The sequence below is a fragment of the Coxiella-like endosymbiont genome (assembly GCF_024730665.1).
Lineage (GTDB): Bacteria > Pseudomonadota > Gammaproteobacteria > Coxiellales > Coxiellaceae > Coxiella.
On sequence record NZ_CP084737.1, the window covers coordinates 444,254 to 461,542 of the forward strand.

Consider the following 17,289-nt stretch of genomic DNA (forward strand, 5'->3'; position numbering starts at 1 on the left):
CCGTTGTTGGTGGACATAATAACATAACACAAGCCCCTCACTGATTCGTTTAGACATATTTTAGCAAATAGATAGTTGTCTTTTTTATTTGGCATGATGTTATGGTATATAGAATATTTACATCAAGTGATCCACAAGAGGTCAGTATGCGTCCTAGTAAACGAGCAGAAAATGAATTGCGACCCATTTCTTTTGCCACTCAATTTATTCAGTATCCCGAGGGCTCTGTTTTAATAACAATGGGCCACACTAAAGTGATTTGTACTGCGAGTATCGTAGAAGGGATTCCACGTTTCCTTAAAAATAGCGAGCAAGGATGGTTGACAGCGGAATATGGCATGTTACCGCGTTCCACTCATAGCCGTATGGATCGGGAGGCAACTAGAGGAAAACAAGGCGGACGTACCATTGAAATTCAACGATTAATCGGACGAGCATTGCGTGCAGCATTAGACCTTAAACTTCTCGGCTCTTATACAATCACTATCGATTGTGATGTTATTCAGGCAGACGGGGGACACGAACGGCAGCTATTAACGGTAGTTGTATTGCTATGGTCGATGCTCTGCGTCATTTACAAAGACAAGGTATTTTAGAGACCGACCCCTTAAAACATTTAGTTGCTGCTGTTTCGGTAGGCATTTATAACGGAACACCTATTTTGGATCTAGATTATGAAGAAGACTCAAAAGCGGACACAGACATGAATGTAGTGATGACGGATCAGGATTCATTTATCGAAATTCAAGGCACTGCTGAAGGTAATGCCTTTCATACCAAAGAATTCGATACGCTAATTGACCTTGCCCGTCAAGGCATTAAAACTATTCTCCAAAAACAACAGGAAGTATTGAGGCAAAATTAGTGAAAAGGATGATAAACGCCTCTCTTCCTATTGGTATTTTCGATTCTGGCATGGGTGGGCTTACTGTTTTACGTGAGCTAGTAAAATGCTTACCTAATGAATCTTTTCTTTATTTAGGTGATACTGCACGGCTCCCATATGGTACAAAAAGCCAAGAGACTGTTGTGCGTTATGCTTCACAAATGGCTTCGTTGCTTGTTGCGCAAGGAATCAAACTATTAGTCTTAGCCTGTAATACTGCCTCCACGGCGGCATTAACTTATCTGCAAAGACAATTTCCCAACATTCCTATCATTGATGTTGTAGAACCCGGCGTAAAAGCTGCTGTAAATGCTACAAAAAATAATAAGGTAGCTCTGCTTGCAACCGAAACAACAATTCAATCTGGGATTTATCAAAGCATGATTCGATCATTAAATCCTGCTATCGCAATTATTACGCAAACTTGTGGCTTATTTGTTGCACTTGCTGAAGAAGGATGCATCAATGATGACATCGCTTTACTCGTAACACAAAAGTATCTTGAGCCAGTGATTAATAGTCATTATCACTGTGATTCAGTGATTTTAGGCTGTACCCATTTTCCTGTTTTTATGCAGTCGTTATCAACGATTTTAGGGACTGGAGTTAACATCATTAATTCGGCAAGGGCAACGGCTAAGGCGGTAAAATTAGTCGCAAAAAAATGAATCTGGAAGGCATGACCACTGCTCAACCCACAATTTCCTTCTTTGTCACCGATTCTCCTCAACGTTTTATCCGTGTTGGTGAAATTTTTTCGGGCAATGCATTAATCCTGAGACAGTGCAACTAATTGATGGAACAAAATGAAAAATCAGTTATTTTATCTTGTTTTAGATTCTGCTACTTTTTAAGCGATTATTGAAAAAGATCTTGTTATATATTGAATCTTGAATTTGGCCAAGATGATGCCAAATTAATCGCTGTTAAGTATTGTGAACCATTTATTAGTCAGCCGTAGATATAAAACAATTTCCGTAAGTTATGTTACAGTCAGAAATATAACTTTTTCTATTGTAGTCAAGGGGTCACAATACTAAAGTGGAAACAATTTTTAGTGTTCTTCAATACCGTGGACTATTTTAGGTTATCCTGATTGCCGGCGAACAAAAAATATATCGAAGTTTTTGAAACTGACCAATCTTTTTATCAAAACAGGCCAAAAGAACCCGATAAAAATCGAAAATCCTATACTCATTACCATTAATTTGAACAAATCCCAAATCACAATGACAATTTCTGTTATAGAACGAATTTGAAATAGTTAGCTTATGGCAACTATGACTTATTTTAAAGAAAAGGATTTAATGAAGCTAACCTCAAAGATCCTACTTGCCACTTTTTCTCTTTTTTCTAGTTGTTGTTATTCTCTGATATATCCTCCAGTAGCTTTTAATATCAGCACACTATCCCACATTTTACATTAAACAACCCGTTTTGCTTGACTTTTTGACAATGCTCTCCAATCGTGCCTGATGATAGATGAAGCGAAACTACACTCAAAGAAGTAAAATAAACTGAAGATAACGCGCTTTTCTTTATCTATAAAATCTAATCCTAAACAGTGCACAATCACATGATCTAGTTTATTGCGTCAGCAAATGTCCTACGCCGCTGTAAGCACTTTTTCTGCATTATGGCAACAGCAATGATAACCAACTGGATGAAACTGGTTCTCATTCGTGACTTCACGACAGACTTTTGTCTCTGGATGCAAATCATACTCGTATCCTATTTTCAACTAATCAAAAAATCTTTTATGAGCTGGCGCACGAATACTGTTTACGTTCAGAATGATAACATGCATAAATTATGTAAGAATGATGATCATGAATCAAGCTATGGAAATAGAAATAGCAAAATTGTTACTGGATATCAAGGCCGTTACTTTAAATCTGAAAGAACCGTATCGATATGCATCAGGATTACTATCCCCTATTTATTGTGACAATCGTTTAATTATTTCTTATCCTGATAAACGCAAAATTGTTATTGATGCTTTCCTTCACCTTATCGAAAAAAATAAATTGCAATTTGACGTTGTCGCCGGTACAGCAACAGCAGGCATTCCACATGCAGCCTGGATTGCCGATCGATTAAATTTACCGATGGTTTATGTTCGCGATAAAGCTAAAGTTCATGGTAAAAAAATCAGATTGAGGGTCGTTTGCAAAAGAGCCAAAAAGCATTAGTTGTTGAAGATTTAATTAGTATAGGAAAGAGTTCTATTACCGCAGGATTAGCGCTTCGTAAATCTGGAGGTTGGGTTACTGATTGCATAGCAATCTTCTCTTATCAATTACCGAAAACAATACAAAATTTTTCAGAAGCTTGTATCAATTGCTATGCTCTTTCTAATTTTAATATTTTAATCGAAGTAGCTGTTGAGAAAGCTTATATTAGCGATAAAGAAAAACAAAAAGCGTTAGCATGGAATAAAAATCCTGAAGAATGGGAGTCTTGATCCTTCTCCGAGGCTTAACTGCAAGGATGACTTGAATAGGAAAAAATTATATTTAAGATAATAGTTCTTCTAAAATGGCAACTTCAAAGTACTATCAATATTCAGCAATTGAATTCTAAAAATCTCTTCAATGCGCTTTAATTCATCTTTCGTATTCGCTTCAAAACGCAAGATCAAATAAGGTGAAGTATTAGATGGGCGCACCAATCCCCATCCATTTTCAAATTCCACACGTAGACCGTCAATAGTAATCACTTCTGCATTCACAAAAACTGCCTTTTCTGCCAGTTTTTGCATAAATAAATATTTTTCTTCTTCCGGTATTGGTAACTTTAATTCAGGCGTGCTAATGGTGTTCGGCAATGCACCAAAAATTTCGCTCACACGTTGCGAGCTATGTGAAACGATTCGCAATAAGCGCGCACCAACATATATACCATCATCAAAACCAAACCATTCATCTCTAAAGAAGATATGCCCACTCATTTCACCAGCCAATGGCGCATTCGTTTCAAATAATTTCGCTTTAATTACCGAATGGCCCGTACGCCACATCACCGGATTACCGCGATATTTTCTAATAATTTCTGGTAAATGACGGGAACATTTCACATCGAAAATAATGTCAGAACCTGGCAAACGAGATAAAAGATCCATTGAAAATAGCATCAATTGGCGATCAGGCCAGATAATCTCACCTTTTTCTGTAACCACACCTAAACGATCTGCATCACCATCAAAAGCAAACCCTAAATCAGCATTTGTGTTTTTTACTGTATCGATAAGAGCAATTAAATTATCGGGAATAGTAGGATCGGGATGATGGTTAGGGAAGTTGCCATCGACTTCACAAAAAAGCTCCACCACCTCACACCCCATTTGGCGATATAGCTCTGGCGCAATTTTACCGGCAACTCCATTACCGCAATCGACAACTATTTTTAAAGGACATGCTAATTGAATATGCTGGACAAGGTAATTTTCATAATCCTGGATAATATTAATATCGATCTTCTGTCCCTTTTTATCTTTCTCAAAACTACGTTCCTGAATCCGAGTTTTAATAGCCGTGATTCCCTCTATCGTCAATGTTTTTCCATTCAATATAATTTTAAAACCATTATGATTTCTGGGATTATGACTCGCCGTTACCATTACGCCGGAATTGGTTTCTAAACGATTTGTCGCGAAATATACCAACGGTGTGGGTACGACCCCCACATTGAAAACTGTTAAACCTGTCTCACAAAGTCCACGCATTAAAGCAGTTACTAATTGAGGCCCTGATAAACGCCCATCACAACCCACGATAATAGCTTTTTGCCTTTGTTCACGGACTTCACTACCAATAGCTAAGCCAATTGCATAAGCTAAACCCACCGTCAAACCATCATCAGAGACAGTACCCCGTATGTCGTAAGTTCGGAAAAGATTTTTAGGTATGGTTGTAGGAATTATGTCTTCCAAATTAATGTTGGCCAGAACTTCCGAAACCACCTACGCCTCGCTCAGTTTCTTCAAACTCATCAACTAATTCAAATTGTGCTTTTAATATCGGTACGATCATCAATTGGGCAATCCGTTCTCCGGGTTGAATAGCATAAGTTTCTTTGCTGCGATTCCAACAAGAAATCATCAGAGGACCTTGATAATCCGAATCTATCAACCCTATTAAATTACCTAATACAATGCCATGCTTATGTCCTAAGCCCGAACGAGGTAAGATGGCAACCGCCACATTAGCATCATTCAAATGGATAGCTATTCCCGCGTGAATCAAATATGTTTCCCCGGGATGAATCTCGAGTGGTTCATCTAAACACGCCCGCAAATCCAGCCCTGCAGAGCCAGATGTTGCATAACTAGGTAAAGGAAATTGGTTTCCTAATCGTTTATCTAAAATCTTTAATTGCACTGGCTGTAACATAACGCTTCACGTCTTCAATCGCGAAGCACAGAATGTAACTGTTATTTGCATGATATACAAGTCGTACTTAAATTCGGTATTGTGCAAGTTAGAAACTTAATGAAACTTATATCATTCAATTATGTCAATTATAAAATGGCTAACCCCGCAAGAGCTGGGATCGAAAGAGAATGACTTCTGTGTGGGACGTAAAGCACTTTCTAGCGCTAAGAGCTTATAGCAACGCTCTTATTTTTAGCATCACTAGAGCAGAAAAACTGGTCCGATTCAACCGACGCAAACCATTCTCCTTTCGCCCAACCCTGTTACTATTAAAACGAATTTTTCGCTTGCCTTTTCTTTATAATCGTCATCGCATCATCTAATTTGAAAAACTTTTATACGGTTTTACCAATCAAACTCTGTACATCCTAGATCAATCATCAAACATCAAACGCACTTTCTATCATGGCAGCACCGACCGGTGTAATCGAAAAAATTTCTTAATCGACGATACGCTATCCCCCTACATATTGCTTTACTCGGTCACATTATTATTTGCAATCAAGATTGGATTCTTTCTCCTTCACTGCAATAAGGAATATTATGAATCGCGATCCAGAGGAAAGAAATTCATTCAGAGTTATGAAAATAAACACATGACAAGCAATCAGATGGTGATAGTGGGCTCGCGCAAAACCAGCTGATTCATATTTTGCCCCTCTTAAACTTTCTTCAAATAAGAATTGTGGGATCCTGAGAAGAGCATGTAACACAGCAATTGCTACACTCTCCTCGTCTTAGAGTTCCACGGTTGCACCATTAAGCTATTTCTGGTATAAATCTCAATATTGATACTATGGTGGTATTACGGAGTAAAGTATTTGTGACAAGAGTATGCCAAGTAACTGGGAAACGCCCTCTAACTGGTAACAACGTCTCCCACGCCAACAATAAAACCAGACGCCGCTTTCTTCCCAATTTAAAAAAGCGTCGGTTCTGGTTGCCGGAGGAAAAACGTTTTACAGCATTAACCGTTTCTGCTCATGGAATGCGAATAATCGACAAATTAGGGATTCAGACGGTTCTCAAAAAATTCGTTAATATGAAGTGAAAATAAGGTTGCAATCATCATGGCTGTCAGTGGACGCGAAAAAATTATGCTTCAATCTACCGGAAAAACTAAATCTGGGAAGCCGACAGGTACTTTTTACACTACCTATAAAAACAAACGCAATACAACTGAAAAAATAACTATCAAAAAATTTGATCTTCGTGCATGGAATCCTGAAACGGGTAAAAATGGTATGCATGTAGATTTCAAAGAAAAGAAAATTCCAAAATAGATATTCATTCACTGATCCCTCACTGATCCCTTCTTAGTTATCCAAGAATCGAATAACCTACGGTTTTCTGATTCTTTTTTCGTGCAAAGATCGATATTTCTTCAATAATTCTCTTTCAGATTCGTAAAAGTCCAAAGGAATACAATCTACTGGACAAACTTGTCGGCATTGTGGTTCGTCAAAGTGCCCAATACACTCCGTACAATGATATGGATTAATTTCATAAATTAACTCCCCCATCGAAATTGCATCGTTCGGGCATTCCGGTTCACATACATCACAATTAATACATTCTTCGGTAATTTTCAGTGCCATAATATAATCAATAATTATTTTTCCTTCTTCTCTGTAAATGATGGATAACTAAAGGCGGTACAAAAGGCGATATATCCCCACCCAATTCTACAATCTCTCTCACTAGTGTTCCTGATATATAACTGTAATCTGCTTTCGCAGGCAAAAAAACGATCTCGATTTCCGATGATAGACGTTGGTTCATATGCGCTAATTGAAATTCATAATCAAAATCTGATACGGCGCGAAGTCCACGTAAAATAACGTTGGCATGATGTTGCCTAGCAAAATCGACCAACAACCCTTTTAGTGGTATTATTTGCACGTTTTCAAAATCTGTCAATACTGCTTTAATTAAATCTAGACGTTCATACAAAGTTAGATAAGGGATCTTGCGACTGGTAGGCGCACAAGCTACAATCACTTTACCAAACAACGATAAAGCTCGTTCAATAATATCTATATGGCCATTGGTCAGGGGGTCAAAAGTTCCTGGATACACGGTTGTTTTCATCTCTTAAGCCTTGTAATGCCTTGAGCGGAACATTTCGCTCTTAATGTTAAAATAGGTTCGCCAGTGGGTAAAATTAAGTTTTTTGCTATTTCAGCAAGGGGATAGAGAACAAATTCCCGACAAATAAGTTGAGGATGGGGAATAATAAGGTCATCGTTTTGAATCCGACTATCTCCATACAGCAGAATATCTAAATCAATCACTCGCGGTCCCCACCGTTCCCCGCTTCGCTGTCGACCTTGGTGCTTTTCAAGTTCTTGCAATATTTTCAGAAGCTCATAAGGCAATAATGCTGTTTCAATGGCAGCAACTGCATTAATATAATCGGGTTGATTTTGCGGACCTAATGGCCGACTTCGATAAAGACTGGAATGAATTAACAAAGTTGTAGCTGGAAGCTTTGTTAATTTAGCAATGGCCATTTGTACTCGTTTTTTGGGTTATTGAGGTTTGCACCAATGCCAATGTAAGAAATCGTCATCGTGCTTGCTCGTTTAATCGATCGATCAGCTGTTCGCGTTTTTTTTGATTTCCATCCCGAAAGGCTCGCCACCAATAGACAATTTCTGTAAGTGGTTCTCCTGCCTGTTCTCGTAGTTCTAAAAAATCAAAAGCAGCACGAAAAAAGCGTTGCTCTACAATACGATAAATACGACTGCGGCGACGTCGTTCCAAATGATATTGCAGCAACCACACAGAACGTATCATCGTTGTTAAACGACGAGGAATAGCTAATATTTCCACTTGTTGACGTAACGCCATATTAATGCCGTAATAAATTGAAGGAAATAATCGTTTATATTTTTTAAAATATTGCTGCATCAATTCTTGAACGACAGGCCACAACAAAATCGCAAATGAAAATCCAGGATTTAAAGTTCTATTTTTACTATAACGCTGATCTGTGGCTTTTAAAGAGAATTCAAATAAACTCTTATAGTAAGGACGACATGTTTTCTCTAAGACTGTGACAGTATAAGGAAACAAGGTTTGCATATAATTAGTTTGTGACAACCAGTGATAAGACCGAAAAGCGTGTCCTTTAAAGAATATTTTCAATACTTCCGCAAAAAGACGCGTGCTCGGCACATGATGCAATAAATTATGTAATCGCCGTAACGATTCTTCAGTATCTGGATGAATTTTGAAATCTAATTTTGCCGCTAATCTAATAGCTCGCAGTAATCGAACAGGATCTTCATGGTATCGTTTCGTAGGATCACCAATTATACGAATAATACGCTTATTTAAATCTTCAATACCACCTGTAAAATCCACAACCGAAAAATCGGTGATATTATAATAGAGCGCATTGACGGTAAAATCGCGCCGCCATGCATCTTCTTCTATGGTACCATAAGTATTATTCTCCAATAACATGCATTCGCACGTACTTTTATTTTCAGACAGCGGTTCTTCTCGAATGAATTCTTCTACATTGTTAGCACGAAAGGTTGAAACTTCGATAATTTCATTTGGAAAATAAACATGCACTAAAATAAATCTCCGACCAATAAGACGGCTATTTCGAAATAGTTTTCGTATTTGTTGAGGAAGTGCATTGGTAGCGATATCAAAATCTTTTGGATGCAAACCCAGCAACATGTCGCGCACACCACCCCCGACGAGGTAAGCTTCATACCCTGACTTATTTAAACGGTACAATACCTTACAGGCATTCGGACTGATCTCATCTCGCGATATAGAATGATTTTTTTGATCAACAATACGGGGTCGGTCTTCCTTTCGTTTATGGGGTGGCTCCCGAAGCACTTGCCAATTAGTTGATTTAAACATGAATGATATACCCTTCTTCCCATCAGGGCCTATATTAATTTTAGACAGGGTCTATTCTATCGATCCTCCATCCCTTCGTCTAGTAGCCTGGCACATTGCTCCTCTCATCAGGGTAATGCGGGTTCGAATTCTGTAGGGAGAGCTAGAGTACGACAAATCTGAAACCACATCGTTGTAGTACCTATAGTCAGTTTTAAATCAGTGCAGATTACACACAATATTGATAATTGAATTATTAATCGATAAACGATGGTAATGTAGGTGGAAAAATTCATTAAAAATGCATAAAAAGAAAGCAGTACATTTGATTTTACATCCGAAAATCTTTGAAGCAAAACTCGATTAAAAATATTGAGTCAAAAGCAGTAAAAGAGATTTTGAAAATAAATATAGCTTCGCCTAAACCAAATTGATCCGACTTGATTTTTTAATGCTAACGGGATACTTATTTACAAGGAACTCTTTTTAAATTGATCGACAAAATGTTGTCGCTTGAATGTTTTTCCCGCAGATGCTCTAAATTTTACCTGCAATGCAGTTTATAAAAAACTGAAAAACCTCTCTAGGGTATAAGGTAATTATAAATCCACCTACGAGTCTAGTAAAGCAAGCATCTCAACAAAAAATATTTAGCGTTGAAAAAATGAATAACGAACGATTTGAAGCAAAGGATAATATAAATATTGCGTAATGCCAGATAAGAACATTTGTACTGCAATAGTCGTCAAAATCATTCCCATTAACCGTTCGATTGCCGTTAATCCCCGTTTTCCTAAAGCCTTCATCAGAAATGGCGCACATAGCATAATGACTGTGAATACTACAGAAGCAATAAGCACACCCAAAAACACAAGAAATAAGTGATATGGATCACGTGTTACAAACAATAAAACCATTGCCATCGCGGAAGGCCCAGCTATCAATGGTATAGCTAATGGCACAATTAACGGCTCTTCAAAATCTTCTTTTACTGTTTTTTGTTCAGGAGGAAAAATCATACGCATAGCAATAGTAAAAAGAATGATACCACCTGCGATGCTTAATGCTGGTGTTCTAATATGCAGCCCATGCAAGATATAACGACCAAAAAAAACAAATAAAGAAAGGATAATAAACGCAATGATAGATTCACGCAAAATGATACGGATTTGGTTACGAGTATTATACTTTCGTAGAATAGTGAGAAAAACAGGAATATTACCTAAAGGATCCATGACAAGAATCAAGGTGATTGAGATAGTGTAAAGTGTCATTTCTATTTCCTCTCATATCTACGATCTGATTTACCATCACATGGTTGACTGCAAGAACCTCATTTCACCACGCGCCATTTGCTCTTTCCTCGCCCCCGATTTAAAGCACGGAATGACGGATGAAGCGTAATTATTCAAACACCGGCGGCAATTGTTGTGTTAGTGATATTCTTTGTTTCATATGATTTCCTAATAAAGCAAAACCTCGTAACTTACCCCAACAATCGTAAAATAAAGCACTTTGATGCAATCCTTCTCCACTATATTGCCATTCTCCTTCAATATCTTCAGGCGGTTTGCAAACAGCGATGGCACAAGCGGGCGTTTTAACGATAATAGGCATGGATGGATAGTGTACTGGATTTTTGTCGCCTACAAAGTACCTTGAAAGTGCACGTACAGACTGCAAAAGCGGCGCTATATATTGAAGCATTTCCCCTGCCACTTCTGCACAATCACCTAATGCATAAATGTTTTCAATGCTGGTTTTTAAATGACGATCAACTTTAATTCCTCGTCTACAATCAAGTCCTGTAGATCTTGCTAAATCACAATTTGCGCATATTCCAATCGCTGAAAAGACACCATCAACGGTTAAGGTACTGCTATCTGAGAGCGTAAGAGCATATCGATCTTGATCGTGGTTAACCGCCGTCGCTAATTTTTTAAAATGCCAATTCACCCCTTTTTCCGAAAGCGCTTTCTGTAAAACATACCCTACCCGATAAGGAACAAATTTCGCCAATGGATAAACATCTGGAGCGATCACTTCTATTGTAAAACCCGTATTTACTAGATCATTCGCAAACTCACACCCCACCAAACCTGCGCCTAAAACTGCAATATGCTTTTTGTTATTTATCCATTTCCGAAACTTTCCATAATCAGCTAAGTTATTAACAGAATGAATATCCGAGATGGCATCACCTTTTACAGATGGTGCAACTGCTTGCGAACCACAGGCCATGACAAGTTTTTGATATCCTATTTTCTTTGTCGGTGTGATTATTGTTTGTGAGTGAGGATCCATGCATTTAACCCGCATAGCAGTGTGAATTTTTGCACGCAACTGTGAGGCCATTTCATCGGCACTATAAACAGCTAATTCTTCCACCGATTTTTTATTCGTTAGCGCTGTTGATAATGATGGTTTGGAATAAAAAGTGCCATTATCTGACGTGATAATTTCTAATGGCGTGTTTGTATCCAGTTTACGAAATTCTTTAGCGCAGAGATAACCCGCTAATCCACTACCGATAATTACCACCGACTGATTCTTCATTTTTTACCCAAAATTCTGCACTGCTTCAATCATCACAGAGATATTCTTTATTTTTACAGTTGGTGTTGTAGGATCAATTCCATGCCCTAAACTAATCTCTAATGCTATTTTGGTTTTATAATAATGCGGGGCTAGATTAACTTTGCACTCCATCCTAGAACACGAACGTGCTTGTTTAACGTCATGGGATTAGATTATCTAATCCCACTGCATACCATAATCATCCGCAATATTTTCTAACCAATGGCCTCTATTTTGTAAAAATAGAGGAACCTTTCATCCTATTTTCCGTACCATTTTTGCGGCGATTTGCGATAAATAATGTCATGAAAATAATGTAATGAAAACGTGATATCACTGGAAACAATAAATCACCGTACACAACAAACCACCACACCACCTAATCACTACACGAATTTAGGTAGCACTATAGCATAATCCCATGAAAATGCCAGCTCCTACTGTAACTGCAGTGTTAGCATCTACATGGTTATTACATGGTTATCTGTTTTCGATTTATGATTAAGCTCTTATAACACAAATCGGGATGTCGATAAAGATTACGTTTATTTAAGCAGTCTTGATCAACTCACGAGATTATTTCTAACATAGATTTTAAATATTTTCCAGTGTGAGAACTTTTACATTTTGCAACTTCTTCTGGTGTACCAGAAATCACGATCTGCCCACCATCCTTGCCGCCTTCAGGACCCATATCAATAACCCAGTCAGCAACTTTAATTACATCCAAATTATGCTCAATAATAACGATAGTATTTCCCTCATTGCGCAAGTGATATAGCACTTTCAATAAATGTAAAATATCGTGAAAATGAAGGCCAGTGGTAGGCTCATCCAGTAAATATAACGTACGTCCAGTTTCGCGTTTTGATAATTCTCTTGATAATTTAACGCGTTGCGCTTCACCACCTGACAAAGTAGTAGCGCTTTGCCCTAACGTAACATAGGACAACCCAACATCTACGAGTGTTTGTAATTTATAGGCAATAACGGGAATAGCGTTGAAAAATTCACGCGCCTCTTCGATAGTCATTTTTAATACATCGTAGACATTTTTCCCTTTATAAGGAATTTCAAGCGTTTCTCGATTATAGCGCTTGCCTTTACAAACATCACAACTCACATAAATATCTGCTAGAAAATGCATTTCCACTCTAATCACACCATCACCTTTACAAGCTTCACAGCGTCCACCTTGCACATTAAAACTAAAACGCCCCGGCGTATAACCCCGTGAACGCGCTTCCTCAGTACCTGCAAATAATTCACGAATGGGTGCGAAAACGCCGGTATAAGTAGCAGGATTAGATCTTGGGGTTCGCCCAATTGGGCTTTGATCGATTTCAACCACTTTATCTAAATGTTCCAGCCCTTCTATGGATCGATAATGACACATGTGGCGTTGCGTCGTAGTCCCGTTTAACCGGGCGGCCATAATAGGATAAAGGGTGTTACTAATAAGACTTGACTTTCCAGAACCTGACACACCCGTCACGCAAGTCATTAAACTAATAGGAATATTAACGTCCACTCCTTTTAGATTATTGCAAGTTGCCCCTTTTAAGGCAATAGACTGTCCGATATCAAACCTGCGTTTTTTTGGCACAGGAATCGTGTTTTTACCTGATAGATAGCGCCCTGTTAATGAACGAGGATTTTGCATAATTTCTGACGGTGTGCCTTGCGCAACAATTTCTCCCCCATAAACACCTGCTCCAGGTCCAATATCCACGACATAATCAGCAGTACGGATCGCATTTTCATCGTGTTCGATTACAATAACTGAATTACCAAGATCACGTAATCTTTTCAGCATATCAAGCAAACGTTGATTATCACGCTGATGCAATCCAATAGAAGGTTCATCCAGAATATACATTACGCCTACCAGTCCTGACCCGATCTGACTTGCTAGACGAATTCGCTGCGCTTCGCCGCCTGATAAAGTTTCAGCACTTCTCGCTAAATTTAAATAATTCAAACCTACATTAACTAAAAAGCTGAGGCGTGCATTTACTTCTTTTAAAATCTTCTCAGCAATTTTTCCGCGTCGACCTTCAAGTTTAAGTAATTGAAAAAATTGAAGTGCTTCACAGATGGATAAAGCCGTAATTTCCGGTAAACTCTTCCCACCCAAAAAACATGCTGTGCCTCCTTTCGCAAGCGCGTACCTTGGCAAGTTTTACATTCGCTCACTGTTAGGTACTTCGCTAACTCTTTTCGCAGAACATGAGATTCAGTTTCGCGATAACGCCGTTCCATAATGGGAATAATCCCTTCAAAAGGATGGGTCCACTGGGTTTTTCCCCCGTGTGGGATATCACATAAAAAGCAATCACCTCACCACCACTGCCATATAAGAGCTTATCTTTGATGATCTTAGGAAGATGGCAATAAGGCATTTCCATATCAAATCGATAATGTTTCGCTAACGAACATAGTAATTGATAATAATATAAATTTTGCCGATCCCACCCACGAATAGCACCATTTGTTAAACTTGCTTTTTCATTGTGAACAATTTTTTGAGGATCAAAATGTTGCTGTACGCCCAACCCATCACAAGATGAGCAAGCACCCTTTGGATTATTAAACGAAAATAAACGCGGTTCTAATTCTTCTAAACTATAGCCACAGTGTGGGCAAGCATAACGAGAGGAAAAAGTACGTTCTTTAATTTTATCTTTGCTCAGCGGTGTAATCATGGCTAAATCATTGGACAAACGTACTGCTGTTTCAAACGATTCTGCTAAACGTTGTTGTACTTCAGGGCGAACCTTAATTCGGTCTACAACAACTTCGATAGTATGTTTTTTGCGTAAGCTTAATTTAGGGGCGTCATCTAATTTTACCAGCTTTCCATCAATGCGCGCTCGAATAAAACCTTGACTTTTTAGCTGTTCAATAAGCTGAACATGCTCACCTTTTCGTTCACGTACAACAGGAGACAATATCATCAATGCTGTTCCTTCAGGGAACTCAAACACTGCATCTACCATCTGACTGATCGTTTGTGCTTGCAAATGATGTTGATGTACAGGACAAGAGGGATGTCCGACGCTAGCATATAAAAGCCGCAAATAATCATAAATCTCGGTAATAGTACCTATGGTCGAACGAGGGTTGTGCGAAACTGATTTTTGCTCGATCGCAATCGCCGGAGACAGCCCTTCGATAACATCCACCTCTGGTTTTTCCATCATCGACAAAAATTGCCGTGCATAAGCTGATAACGATTCCACGTACCGCCGCTGCCCTTCTGCATACAATGTATCAAAAGCTAAAGAAGATTTCCCGGACCCAGATAAACCTGTAATAACAACTAATTGATTCCGCGGGAGATCAAGATCAATATTCTTAATATTATGCGTCCGAACGCCGCGTAGTTGGATATGACTCATAATGTAGGTATTCTACAACAGTCTACTTAATAAGCGAAGCTATGGATCTTAGCAAAAGGACATTGATTCCATCTGCCAATCTGTCAGATATTATGGGTCGTGCAGGAACCTAGCGCCTATAAAAACACAGGATGGCCCTCGGAAGCCAGTATTCTCCCGATGTGCTAGCCCAATTGTTGCCCGCGCAATGAGGAATGACCGGTTATGCTCGGAAAAACTATACGGACTGATTGTGCTAAATGATCCGTAAAGTGAGCTAAAGATAAATTCCTGTAACCACAACCTTACGATCCTTCTCATTTATACCCATTAAATGCCCAATATTAATCTAAAAGAACTTTTCTGCTAATCCTCATTTCATTTTTAGATTAAAACCCAGAAATTATAAATTAAAGCGTAGCAAAACTCGTGTGTTCGATATACAGACACCCCTGAAAGAAACACTATTAAAAAGTCAACTCATTGAATAACCTTCACTAATTATTCACGATCGTCAAGATCTATTGATACCTTAGTGAAATACACCTGAACTAGATTGAGTCCTACGTCGTCATTTGCGTAAAGCTTTGACACCTGATCAAATAATAGTAATATTTTTCGCGGATTTTAACGAATCTAATAATAAGTATAAATAGTGAGTATAATTGAGTAAATAGAGGCTTTACTAATTTCATGCATGCAAAAGAACGAACGGCGATAGTATCATTAGCTATCATTATGGCTTTTCGGATGTTGGGCCTATTTATGCTTCTCCCTGTATTTGCGCTATATACACATAAGATTGTACTAGCCACACCAGCGCTCATGGGGCTTGCACTGGGAATTTATGGAATTTCGCAGGCATGTTTTCAAATACCACTTGGTATACTTTCTGATCACCTCGGACGTAAGCCTATTCTAATGGGAGGTTTGATCTTGTTATGGCTAGGTAGTGTGGTTGCAGCAGTTGCTCATTCGATTTATTGGATTATAATCGGCCGTGCGCTTCAAGGAGCGGGGGCTATTGGTAGTACTACGCTGGCTGCTATTGCCGATTTAACTGGCGAGGAAGACCGTAGTAAAGCTATGGCATTAGTTGGAATAGCCATTGGATTTTCCTTTGCTGTAGCCCTTATCCTTGGACCTGCTATTAATGCGTGGTTTCAGCTTAGCGGCATTTTTTGGGCAACGGCGCTATTTGCTGGATTCGGCATTGTTCTACTCTATACTACTGTGCCGACTCTGCCGAAAATCTCTCCCCATCCTGATGAGGTAAATCCTGAGAAAGGCTATTTTAAAAAAATTATACGTGACAGGCAGATTTTGTGCTTAGATTTAGGTATCTTTTTGTTGCATTGTATCTTGACAGCATTCTTTATCGGTATCCCAATCGTACTAAGTCAAATGATTCGTTTAACCGAACACCAACAAGTGCTGTTTTATCTAAACACTATGCTGCTCTCCTTCATAATAGTCATGCCACTCATCATCATCGGCGAAAAAAAACGAAAATTAAAATCTTTGTTTATTGGTTCTGTTACATTTTTAGTAATTTGCCCGATTTTATTATTCATTTTACCGTACTCAGTCAGTTCAATTAGCATTATTTTATTTTTCTTTTTAATCGCTTTTACCTTGCTTGAAGCTATTTTACCCTCGTTGATGTCCAAAGCTGCACCTATTCGTTACAAAGGAACTGTGATGGGCATTTATTCATCAGCTCAATTTTTAGGTATTTTTATTGGCGGTAGCGTCGGTGGTTGGATTTTTGGCCATTTTGATATATTTGGGCTTTTTATTTTTTGTACGATAGTTGGTTTGATATGGTTAGTATTTGTCATCTCTATGAAACAACCTCTCTATACCTCAACCATTGTCGTAAAGCTGAACAAATCACTGATTACAGATTTAGCAGATTTAAATCAACGTCTTTGCTCAATTGAAGGTATTTCGGAGGTTGCTGTGTTGCATCGTAAAAATCTCATTTACATTAAAATCGATAAAAAAATAATTAATGAAGACAAATTGCGAAAACGAATTAGACAGGGTAATCTAGACGCAGATTAGTTCCGAACTCTTCGTTACCAACCGCGCCTAGACTACGAATGCACGACACACCAAGAAAATGACGAAGTATGTGTAGGAT

General features: G+C 38.5%; 15 protein-coding genes and 2 pseudogenes. 7 read left to right on the forward strand and 10 right to left on the reverse strand.

Features of this window, described 5'->3' with window-relative positions:
* Positions 1–146: 146 nt before the first annotated feature.
* From rph to LG660_RS04410, 4 genes and pseudogenes are all read left to right on the forward strand, one after another.
* Positions 147–865 (forward strand): annotated as a pseudogene (rph, locus tag LG660_RS01875) (ribonuclease PH).
* An 8-nt stretch (positions 866–873) separates the two neighbouring features.
* Positions 874–1,554, forward strand: a complete 681-nt coding sequence (murI, locus tag LG660_RS01880) for a glutamate racemase (RefSeq protein ID WP_258267714.1) — start codon at positions 874–876, stop codon at positions 1,552–1,554.
* A gap of 1,161 nt (positions 1,555–2,715) precedes the next feature.
* The gene (locus LG660_RS04405) at positions 2,716–3,078 is read left to right on the forward strand and encodes an orotate phosphoribosyltransferase (protein WP_373566696.1); all 363 of its coding nucleotides are present in this window, start codon (positions 2,716–2,718) and stop codon (positions 3,076–3,078) included.
* Complete coding sequence (locus tag LG660_RS04410; RefSeq protein WP_373566698.1) at positions 3,054–3,350, forward strand: hypothetical protein; 297 nt, start codon at positions 3,054–3,056, stop codon at positions 3,348–3,350. Before LG660_RS04405 ends, LG660_RS04410 begins: the two co-directional genes overlap by 25 nt.
* Before the next feature lie 69 nt (positions 3,351–3,419).
* On the opposite strand, the gene LG660_RS01890 is transcribed toward LG660_RS04410, so the two are convergent.
* Positions 3,420–4,847 carry a phosphomannomutase/phosphoglucomutase gene (locus tag LG660_RS01890; RefSeq protein ID WP_258267653.1) on the reverse strand — a complete coding sequence of 476 codons (1,428 nt, stop codon included), beginning with the start codon at positions 4,845–4,847 and terminating at the stop codon, positions 3,420–3,422.
* Positions 4,819–5,277, reverse strand: coding sequence for a dUTP diphosphatase (dut, locus tag LG660_RS01895; protein WP_258267654.1), 459 nt, complete (start codon positions 5,275–5,277; stop codon positions 4,819–4,821). Before dut ends, LG660_RS01890 begins: the two co-directional genes overlap by 29 nt.
* 865 nt (positions 5,278–6,142) lie before the next feature.
* Between dut and rpmB the strand changes: the two genes are divergently transcribed.
* Both rpmB and rpmG read left to right on the forward strand, forming a co-directional pair.
* On the forward strand, positions 6,143–6,370 hold the full coding sequence (gene rpmB / locus LG660_RS01900) for a 50S ribosomal protein L28 (RefSeq protein WP_258267715.1): 228 nt from the start codon (positions 6,143–6,145) through the stop codon (positions 6,368–6,370).
* Between the two features lie 19 nt (positions 6,371–6,389).
* Complete coding sequence (gene rpmG, locus LG660_RS01905; protein ID WP_258267655.1) at positions 6,390–6,602, forward strand: 50S ribosomal protein L33; 213 nt, start codon at positions 6,390–6,392, stop codon at positions 6,600–6,602.
* Positions 6,603–6,659: 57 nt separating this feature from the next.
* Here the strand turns inward: rpmG and LG660_RS01910 are convergent, their stop codons facing one another.
* From LG660_RS01910 to uvrA, 8 genes and pseudogenes are all read right to left on the reverse strand, one after another.
* The gene (locus LG660_RS01910; RefSeq protein ID WP_258267656.1) at positions 6,660–6,917 is read right to left on the reverse strand and encodes a YfhL family 4Fe-4S dicluster ferredoxin; all 258 of its coding nucleotides are present in this window, start codon (positions 6,915–6,917) and stop codon (positions 6,660–6,662) included.
* A gap of 7 nt (positions 6,918–6,924) precedes the next feature.
* A complete protein-coding gene (gene coaD, locus LG660_RS01915) occupies positions 6,925–7,410 on the reverse strand; it encodes a pantetheine-phosphate adenylyltransferase (protein ID WP_258267657.1) in 486 nt (161 codons plus the stop codon).
* Complete coding sequence (folK, locus tag LG660_RS01920; RefSeq protein ID WP_258267658.1) at positions 7,407–7,832, reverse strand: 2-amino-4-hydroxy-6-hydroxymethyldihydropteridine diphosphokinase; 426 nt, start codon at positions 7,830–7,832, stop codon at positions 7,407–7,409. The genes coaD and folK overlap by 4 nt, the downstream gene beginning before the upstream one ends.
* Before the next feature lie 55 nt (positions 7,833–7,887).
* The gene (pcnB, locus tag LG660_RS01925) at positions 7,888–9,207 is read right to left on the reverse strand and encodes a polynucleotide adenylyltransferase PcnB (RefSeq protein WP_258267659.1); all 1,320 of its coding nucleotides are present in this window, start codon (positions 9,205–9,207) and stop codon (positions 7,888–7,890) included.
* Between the two features lie 629 nt (positions 9,208–9,836).
* Complete coding sequence (locus LG660_RS01930; protein WP_258267660.1) at positions 9,837–10,460, reverse strand: MarC family protein; 624 nt, start codon at positions 10,458–10,460, stop codon at positions 9,837–9,839.
* Positions 10,461–10,590: 130 nt separating this feature from the next.
* Positions 10,591–11,742 (reverse strand): FAD-dependent oxidoreductase, encoded by a 1,152-nt coding sequence (locus LG660_RS01935; RefSeq protein ID WP_258267661.1) that lies wholly within the window; start codon positions 11,740–11,742, stop codon positions 10,591–10,593.
* A 3-nt stretch (positions 11,743–11,745) separates the two neighbouring features.
* Positions 11,746–11,895 (reverse strand): uroporphyrinogen decarboxylase family protein, encoded by a 150-nt coding sequence (locus LG660_RS01940; protein WP_258267662.1) that lies wholly within the window; start codon positions 11,893–11,895, stop codon positions 11,746–11,748.
* A gap of 436 nt (positions 11,896–12,331) precedes the next feature.
* A pseudogene (uvrA, locus tag LG660_RS01945) lies at positions 12,332–15,164 on the reverse strand (excinuclease ABC subunit UvrA).
* Between the two features lie 672 nt (positions 15,165–15,836).
* Here uvrA and LG660_RS01950 point away from each other — a divergent pair.
* On the forward strand, positions 15,837–17,210 hold the full coding sequence (locus LG660_RS01950; protein ID WP_258267663.1) for an MFS transporter: 1,374 nt from the start codon (positions 15,837–15,839) through the stop codon (positions 17,208–17,210).
* Positions 17,211–17,289 lie beyond the last annotated feature (79 nt).